Source organism: Kocuria sp. NPDC057446 (assembly GCF_042802875.1).
Lineage (GTDB): Bacteria > Actinomycetota > Actinomycetes > Actinomycetales > Micrococcaceae > Kocuria.
Window position 1 is genome coordinate 1 of the sequence record NZ_JBHVDI010000174.1, and the last position, 7,280, is coordinate 7,280.

The 7,280-nt window shown below is 73.5% G+C and carries 9 protein-coding genes; 4 read left to right on the plus strand and 5 right to left on the minus strand.

The window, feature by feature from the left end:
- Positions 1–46: 46 nt before the first annotated feature.
- The 5 genes from ACFU0Y_RS15890 to ACFU0Y_RS15910 all read right to left on the minus strand — a co-directional run bounded on the left by ACFU0Y_RS15890 (position 47) and on the right by ACFU0Y_RS15910 (position 4,429).
- A complete protein-coding gene (locus tag ACFU0Y_RS15890) occupies positions 47–1,012 on the minus strand; it encodes a biotin-dependent carboxyltransferase family protein (protein WP_380215554.1) in 966 nt (321 codons plus the stop codon).
- On the minus strand, positions 996–1,904 hold the full coding sequence (locus ACFU0Y_RS15895; RefSeq protein WP_380215556.1) for an allophanate hydrolase subunit 1: 909 nt from the start codon (positions 1,902–1,904) through the stop codon (positions 996–998). The genes ACFU0Y_RS15890 and ACFU0Y_RS15895 overlap by 17 nt, the downstream gene beginning before the upstream one ends.
- Positions 1,901–3,325, minus strand: coding sequence for an acetyl/propionyl/methylcrotonyl-CoA carboxylase subunit alpha (locus ACFU0Y_RS15900; RefSeq protein ID WP_380215558.1), 1,425 nt, complete (start codon positions 3,323–3,325; stop codon positions 1,901–1,903). Before ACFU0Y_RS15900 ends, ACFU0Y_RS15895 begins: the two co-directional genes overlap by 4 nt.
- Positions 3,326–3,328: 3 nt before the next feature.
- Positions 3,329–3,568: an acetyl-CoA carboxylase gene (locus ACFU0Y_RS15905; protein WP_380215560.1), complete on the minus strand. Its 240-nt coding sequence runs from the start codon at positions 3,566–3,568 to the stop codon at positions 3,329–3,331.
- A gap of 105 nt (positions 3,569–3,673) precedes the next feature.
- Positions 3,674–4,429: a 5-oxoprolinase subunit PxpA gene (locus ACFU0Y_RS15910; RefSeq protein ID WP_380215562.1), complete on the minus strand. Its 756-nt coding sequence runs from the start codon at positions 4,427–4,429 to the stop codon at positions 3,674–3,676.
- Between the two features lie 281 nt (positions 4,430–4,710).
- On the opposite strand from ACFU0Y_RS15910, the gene ACFU0Y_RS15915 reads away from it, so the two are divergent.
- The 4 genes from ACFU0Y_RS15915 to ACFU0Y_RS15930 all read left to right on the plus strand — a co-directional run bounded on the left by ACFU0Y_RS15915 (position 4,711) and on the right by ACFU0Y_RS15930 (position 7,272).
- A complete protein-coding gene (locus ACFU0Y_RS15915; protein WP_035923571.1) occupies positions 4,711–4,917 on the plus strand; it encodes a cold-shock protein in 207 nt (68 codons plus the stop codon).
- A gap of 127 nt (positions 4,918–5,044) precedes the next feature.
- The gene (locus ACFU0Y_RS15920; protein ID WP_380215565.1) at positions 5,045–5,962 is read left to right on the plus strand and encodes an aminoglycoside phosphotransferase family protein; all 918 of its coding nucleotides are present in this window, start codon (positions 5,045–5,047) and stop codon (positions 5,960–5,962) included.
- 190 nt (positions 5,963–6,152) lie between these two features.
- Positions 6,153–6,485, plus strand: coding sequence for a sortase domain-bontaining protein (locus tag ACFU0Y_RS15925; protein ID WP_380215567.1), 333 nt, complete (start codon positions 6,153–6,155; stop codon positions 6,483–6,485).
- A gap of 265 nt (positions 6,486–6,750) precedes the next feature.
- Entirely contained in the window at positions 6,751–7,272 is a 522-nt protein-coding gene (locus ACFU0Y_RS15930; RefSeq protein ID WP_380215569.1) for a hypothetical protein, read from the plus strand.
- Positions 7,273–7,280: the final 8 nt, after the last annotated feature.

Consider the following 7,280-nt stretch of genomic DNA (forward strand, 5'->3'; position numbering starts at 1 on the left):
GGGGACGGCGAGGCGCCGTCCCCCGCTGCCCGCGAGCGGACGCCGGTCACAACGCCCAGATCTCCTCCAGCCGCTCGGCGCGTTCCCGGCGCGCCTGCAGCGCCTCCGCCATGGACACCGCGCGGAACCGGGTGCTCGCGCCCGGTGCCGCCCGGGCCAGCAGGTCCATGTCCGCGGAGATCACGGTGCCCACCATGGCGTAGCCCCCGCCGGAGACGGCGTCCCGGTGCAGAACGATCGGCTGCGTGCCGCCGGGGACCTGGATGGAGCCCACGGCGTAGCCGGCGTCCACGATGTTGGAGGGGTCCGAGCCCGCCCCGAACGGCTGACGGCGCTCGATCCACTCCACGCCGGGGCCCTCGAAGCGCAGACCCATGCGGTCGGCCACCGGGGTGAGCTTCCACTCCTCCTCGACCAGCCGGCGCCGGCCCCCGTCGGTGAGCAGGTGGTCGTAGAGCCCCCACATGATCCGCAGCTCCAGCGACCGGCCGAAGGCGGGGCGGAGGCGCTCCGGGATCTCCTCGACCTCGGGCAGCAGACCGGTGGGCTCGCCCACGGGCACCGTGTCCCCGGCCTCGAGCTTCCGGCCGTCCAGCCCGCCGAGCCGTCCGATCGCGTAGGTGGAGCGGGAGCCGAGGGCCTCGGGCACGGCGATGCCGCCGCGGACCGCCAGATAGAACCGGGCGCCGCCGCGGAGCACGCCGAACTTCACGGCGTCGCCCGCCGTCAGCTCGAGCCGCCGCCACGCCGGTTGCTCCTCGCCGTTGACCAGCACGGGCAGGTCCGCCCCGGTCACGGCGATCGTCGTCGGGGCGTCCACGGTGAAGGCGGGCCCCGTGTAGGTGCACTCGAGGACGGCCGCGTCCGCGGTGTTGCCGACCAGCTTGTTCGCCGCCTGCGCGGACTCCTGGTCCATGGCCCCGCCCTGCGGGATGCCCACGTGGTAGTACCCGATCCGTCCCTGGTCCTGGACGGTGGTCAGCAGCCCGGGCTGCTCAATCGTCAGCGCCATCGAGGGCCTCCAGAAGGGTGCGGTTGTAGGTGTCGGGATCGGCGAGCGCGGCTTCGACGTCGAGGGTCACGGGCGCCTGCCGGTACCGCCAGGTGCCGTCCTCGACCTGCTGCTGGATGGCGCGGTACTCGGCCTCGTCCACGGGCCGGAACTTCACGAGGTCCCCGGGCCGGAACAGGATGAGGAAGTCCCGGAAGTCGCGCAGGTGCTGCTCGGGCTCGTAGATGGGGGCGGCGGCGATGCCGAACATCTGGTAGCCGCCGGCCCCGCGCACCGAGTAGATGCACGCGAAGCACCCGCCGTGCCCCACGGTCAGCGGGGGAGTGTCGGTGCGGGGGCTGAGGTACTTGGGCACCTCGAGCTGCCGGTCCCTCGGCACGAGCTGGTACATGAACGGCAGCCCGGCCACGAAGCCGACCATGGACACCAGCCACGGGGACTCGTGGTGGCGCCGGATGAACTCGGCGGCGTCCGCGAGGCCGTTGACCTTCGCGGCGTAGTCGAGGTCGGTGCCGGAGGGGTCCTGGTGGTAGCCCTCGCGGAACCGGGCCACGACCTCGGCGGTGTAGGGGTCCTGGTACCAGACCGGGACCTCGATGATCCGGGTCTCGGCGGTGTACTGCGTGGACTCCCGGGCCCCGCCCTCGAGCTCCTGGGTACGGCGCTTGAGGTCCTCGGCGTGGATGACGTCCGGGTCGAAGCGCACCAGCAGGGAGGCGTTGGCGGGGCAGACGTCCACCACCCCGGGCAGGTCCAGGGCGGTGAGGCCCTGTGCCACGGTGGTGGCCAGGTAGTTGGCGGTGAGGTTCATGGCCTCGTCGAACTCCACGAACAGGAACTCGTCACCGCCCCACGTGTACCGGGCGGTGGGCAGGTACAGGGTCTCGGTCATGGTGCGCTCCCCTCGCTGGGACTGTCGCTGGGATTGTCACTGGGATTGTCACTGGGAATGCCGCCGGGCCGGTCGGCCAGCAGCTCGGTCTCGATCCAGGTGGTGTGGTGCGCCACGGCCGCGAACTCCGGGTCCAGCACGAGCCGCCGCAGCAGCGGCACCGTGGTCCGGATCCCCTCCACGCGCGTGGCGGCCAGGGCCGCGCCCATCCGCTGCACGGCCGTTCCCCGGTCCTCGGCGTGCACGATCAGCTTGGCCAGCAGGGAGTCGTAGTACGGGGCCACGGTGTCCCCGCTGCGCACACCGGTGTCCACGCGGTACTCGGGCCCCTCCGGCCAGTCGAGGCGGCTGATCGTGCCCGGGCTCGGCATGAACTTCCGCTCCGGGTCCTCGGCGTTGATCCGGCACTCCACGGAGTGCCCGTCGAAGCGGACGTCCTCCTGCCGCAGCCGCGTCCGCCCGGTCGAGGCGATCGTGAGCTGCTCGGCGACCAGGTCCACACCGGTGACGAACTCCGTGACCGGGTGCTCCACCTGGAGGCGGGTGTTCATCTCGATGAACGCCGCCTCGTGCCGGACGGGGTCGTAGAGGTACTCGACGGTGCCCACCCCGGTGTAGGAGCACAGCCGGGCGAGGTTCACGGCGGAGTCCCGGATGCGCTCGCGGACCTCGTCCGGCAGGTCCGGGGCGGGGGCCTCCTCCACGATCTTCTGGGAGCGGCGCTGCAGGGAGCAGTCGCGGTCGCCCAGGTGCAGGAACGTCTGCCCGTCGCCGAGGACCTGGACCTCCACGTGCCGGGCCCGCTCCACGAACCGCTCCAGGTAGACCGTGGGGTCCCCGAAGGACGCCCCGGCCTCGGAGCGGGCGGTGTCGACGGTCCGCAGCAGGTCCTCCTCGGCGCGGACCAGGCGGATGCCGCGCCCGCCGCCCCCGGCCGAGGCCTTGATCACGAGCGGGTAGCCGACCTGCCGGGCCAGCGCCAGGACGGCGTCGTCGTCGCCCTCCAGGGGCCCGTTCGAGCCGGCGAGGACGGGCACCCCGGCCGCGATCGCGGCCTCCAGCGCGCGGGTCTTGTGGCCCATCAGGTCGATGACGTCGGGGTCGGGGCCCACCCACGTCAGACCCGCCTCCTGGACGCGCCGGGCGAACGCGGCGTTCTCGGAGAGGAACCCGTAGCCGGGGTGCACCGCGTCGCAGCCGTGCTCCAGGGCCGCGGCCACGAGCGCCTCCGCGTTGAGGTAGGACTTCTGGGCCGGGGCGGGGCCCACCACGGCCATCGCGTCGGCGAGCTCCGCCGCCAGCGACTCCCGGTCCACCTCGCTCACGGCCAGGACGGTGCGCAGTCCCATCTGTTGCGCCGAGCGCAGGATCCGCACCGCGATCTCGCCCCGGTTGGCCACCAGGAGCGTGGAGATCGGCACGGCTCAGCTCTCCGCGACCACGGCGATGACGTCCCCCGGGTTGACCATGTCGCCGTCCTCCACCTCGAAGGCCCGGAGCGTGCCGGCGGTGTCCGACTGGACCTCCGAGAACTGCTTCATCACCTCGATGAGCCCGATGACCTGGCCGGACTCCACCGGATCGCCGTCCCGCACGAACGGGTCCTTGTCGGGGGAGGGGCGGCGGTAGAAGACGCCGGGGAGCGGGGACTGGATCTCGGCCATGGTGCGGGTCCTTTCGGTCGGGTCGGGGAACTCGGGGAACTCGGGGAACTCGGGGAACTCGGGGTCGGAGGGCGTCGGGGCGGACGACGACGGCGGCCGGGCGGCTCAGGTGCCCCGCGCCGCGTGGGCGTCGATGGCCTCGCGGACGGCCCGGGCCACCGCGGGCGCCCCGGGGGCGTCGGAGTGCACGCAGACCGACTCGAAGCGCATCGGCAGCTCCGTGCCGTCCTCGGCCCGCACCACCCCCTCATCCAGGGCCTGCGCCACCCGCGCGGCGGCGGCGGCGGGGTCGGTGGCGTGGGGCGTGCGCTGGATGATCAGCCCGCCCTCGGCGTTGTAGTCGAGGTCCACGTAGAGCTCGGCCACGAACGGCACGCCGAACTCGGCGCACACGGCCTCGTGCGCGGTGCCGGCCAGGCCGAGCACGGGGACGCGGTAGTCGGCGGCCACCGCCGCCACCGCCTCCATGAGCGCGGGGTCCTTGGCGACCATCCCGTAGAGCGAGCCGTGCGGCTTGAGGTGGTGCAGCTCCGCCCCGTGCTGGAGCAGGAACCCGGTGAGGGCGCCCACCTGATAGCGGACCAGGGACTCCACCTCCTCCGGTGTGAGCACCATGGCGCGGCGGCCGAAGCCCCACTGGTCGGGCAGCGAGGGGTGGGCGCCGATCGCCACGTCGTGGGCCACGGCGGCGGCCACGGTCGCGGACATGATGTCCGGGTCCCCGGCGTGGAAGCCGCAGGCGACGTTGGCGAGCTCCACGACCTGCAGCAGCTCCGGGTCGTTGCCGAAGCGGTGCAGGCCGATCCCCTCGCCCAGGTCCGAGTTGACGGTGGGCCGGGTGCGGGTCTCAGGTGTGGCCATGGTCACAGCCTAGGGATGCGGGGCGCCCGAGGGAACGGCCCGGGGACGCACCGGGCCCGTTCCCGGCCCGTTGTCGGGGCACGTGGGGTCCGTCACTGTGCTTTTCCCCGAACACCTGTAGAGTCATCACCAGTTGTTGAAGTTTCGTTTTTCGCATTACAAGCAGTTCGCCCGGACATCGGGTGCAGCAGTTTTTCTGAGAAGACGTTTTGGCAGGCATCGCAACGCCCGAGCACCCCGATCGCCGGGGACGCTCCGTTTCCCAGAAAGACAGGTTCACCATGACTACTGGCACCGTGAAGTGGTTCAACGCCGACAAGGGCTTCGGCTTCATCACCCCCGAGGACGGCTCCAAGGACGTGTTCGCGCACTTCTCCGCGATCAACTCCGGCGGCTTCCGCTCCCTCGAGGAGAACCAGCGCGTCGAGTTCGAGACCCAGGACGGCCCCAAGGGCCCCCAGGCCGCGAACATCACCGTGCTTGCGTGAGAACGCTCTGATCTCCTCGTGAGATCTGCGGCGCGGGGCTGAACGCCCCGCCGCCGACCTGACATCGCCACCCGGCTCCGGCCGGGTGGCGATGTCTTTGTCTGCCGAGCCGGAGGGAGGACCGATGGTGCCCGAGGCCGAGGTGCAGCCGACGGCGGCCCAGGTGCGCCGCCTGCTGGCGGCGCAGCTGCCGCCGGAGCTCCGGGAGCTCCTGGACCGGCCGCTGACGCCGGTGGCCCAGGGCTGGGACAACGCGCTGTTCCGGATCGGCCCGGCCCACGCGGTGCGCCTGCCGGTGCGCCGGGCCGCCGTCCCGTGCCTGCTCCACGAGGTGCGGTGGACGGCCGAAGCCGGTGAGCCCCTGGCCGCGCTGGGGATCGCCGTGCCCCGGCCCGTGTTCCGCGGCCGTCCCGGCGCCGGGTACCCGTGGCCCTGGGCGGTGGTCCGGTGGATCGAGGGACAGGCTGTCGCGACCCTGCCGGTCGCCCGCCGCAGCGGGCTCGCGGAGGACCTGGCGCGCGCTCTGAGCTCGGTGCACCGCCCCGCGCCGGAGGCCGCGCCGCGCCATCCTCACCGGGGTGTTCCGCTCGGGGACCGGCTCCGCACGGCGCCCCCGTCCTGGCCGGACGTGGCCGCCGTGCTCGGCCCGCGGCGGGCCGAGCGGCTCCGCGGCGTCGTCGACGACGGCCTGCGCGCCGCCCCCTGGTCACGACCGCCGGTCTGGCTGCACGGTGATCCCCATCCGTGGAACCTCGTCCACCGGGACGGCCGGCTGACGGGTCTGATCGACTTCGGGGACGTCTGCGCCGGGGACCCCGCGTCCGACCTCGCCGGCGCGTGGCTGGCCTTCGACGCGCACCAGCGCACCGGCTTCCGGACGGTCGTCGACGGCACCGGCCGGTACGACGACGACGTGTGGCGCCGCGCCGCCGCCTGGGCCGCCCTGTACGCCGCGGCGCTGGTGTCCGCCCCCGGCACCGGCCCGGACTTCCGCGCCGTCGTCCGGCACACGGTCGCCCAGCTGGTTCCGCCCGACATCGCCTGAGCGCCGGCGCTCCGCACGCCCCGGACGGCCCGGTGCGCGGCGGCGCCCGTCCCGGGCCGGGTCGCCCGATGCCGGAGCTGAGGACCAGCCCGGGCCGATCGGAGAGATTGCCCTCCGTGACGAGATCGTTCCCCGCCCGCCGCAGGGACCGCCTGGCCGTCGCGGCTGCCGCTGCCTCGCTGCTGGCGGGGTGCGGCGCGAGCACTCCGGAGCCGCCGGCGGCGAGGTGGGGCCCGCGGTCCTGCTCGGGCACGTCAACGCCACCGACGGCGGCCCGGGCGTCCTCGCGGGGCCGCGCGGGCTCGACCCCGGCGACACGATCGAGGTGGACCGAGCGGACGGGTCCACGGCGGTCTTCGCCGTCGAGCGCGGAGAGCAGTACGGCAAGGACGCCTTCCCCGCGCTGACCGTGTACGGCAACACGGAGGGGCCCGAGCTGCGGCTGATCACCTGCGACGGCGACGACCCGGCCACCGGGGAGTTCGACGACAACTACGTGGTCTACGCCACGTTCGCCGGCTGACCCGCGGGCAGCCTCGGCGCCGTCCCGGACCGGGGGGATGGGCCGGCGCCGCGGCTTCCCGCGCTTCTCGCCACGGACCGCGTCATGAAGCGCCCACCATGCATTCCGATGTGCCTGGTCACAGTCGGAAACCGGGAACTTCCCGCGGCGTTCCGCACTGCTGCACCCCGCCCGGGCGTTGATCACGATTTGACAACTGACGTTGCAGTCGTGAAATGCCTACGATGCGGATGCACATCAGCACTCGCAGAATCGAGGCAACACCATGAAGAACAGTGCAGCGGGCGTGGCGACGGCGGCGGCGATCGGCCTGGCAGTCCTGACGGCGGCCCCCGCGGCGGCCGCCCCGGGAGATCCGATGGTCTTCACCGACTGCGCCACCGCGGCCGGGTACGGCGTCCACAACATCCCCGTGGGCTCGGTCAGCCACAGCCCGAGCCTCGTCGACGACGACGGGAACGGCATCGTGTGCGAGAGCGCCGAGTGGGCCTACGACCCCACCCGCATCCCCGTGGAGAACGAGTCGGGGGGATACACCCACACCATCATCGACTGGGTCCCCGGGGCCGGCCCCGGGCCGGACGCCCAGCCCGGCGAGGTGCCCGGGGTGACGCCCGGCACGGACCCGTACACCCAGGTGGACCAGGTGCCCGTGGGCGGTGCCGACACCGGCGCCCCGGTGGACGCCGGAACCGGTGCGAACGGTCCCGTCCTCGCCGGCGGCCTCGCCCTGATCGCGGCGGCCGCCGCGGTGGCGGTGCGCCGGCGCGGCACCGGCCGGGCGTAGGCCGGGCC

Excerpts from the sequence above, each read along its gene's own strand:
- ACFU0Y_RS15930 (WP_380215569.1), top strand. The coding sequence starts at position 6,751 with ATGAAGAACAGTGCAGCGGGCGTGGCGACGGCGGCGGCGATCGGCCTG.
- ACFU0Y_RS15890 (WP_380215554.1), bottom strand. The coding sequence starts at position 1,012 with ATGGCGCTGACGATTGAGCAGCCCGGGCTGCTGACCACCGTCCAGGAC.
- ACFU0Y_RS15905 (WP_380215560.1), bottom strand. The coding sequence starts at position 3,568 with ATGGCCGAGATCCAGTCCCCGCTCCCCGGCGTCTTCTACCGCCGCCCC.
- ACFU0Y_RS15895 (WP_380215556.1), bottom strand. The coding sequence starts at position 1,904 with ATGACCGAGACCCTGTACCTGCCCACCGCCCGGTACACGTGGGGCGGT.
- ACFU0Y_RS15910 (WP_380215562.1), bottom strand. The coding sequence starts at position 4,429 with ATGGCCACACCTGAGACCCGCACCCGGCCCACCGTCAACTCGGACCTG.
- ACFU0Y_RS15915 (WP_035923571.1), top strand. The coding sequence starts at position 4,711 with ATGACTACTGGCACCGTGAAGTGGTTCAACGCCGACAAGGGCTTCGGC.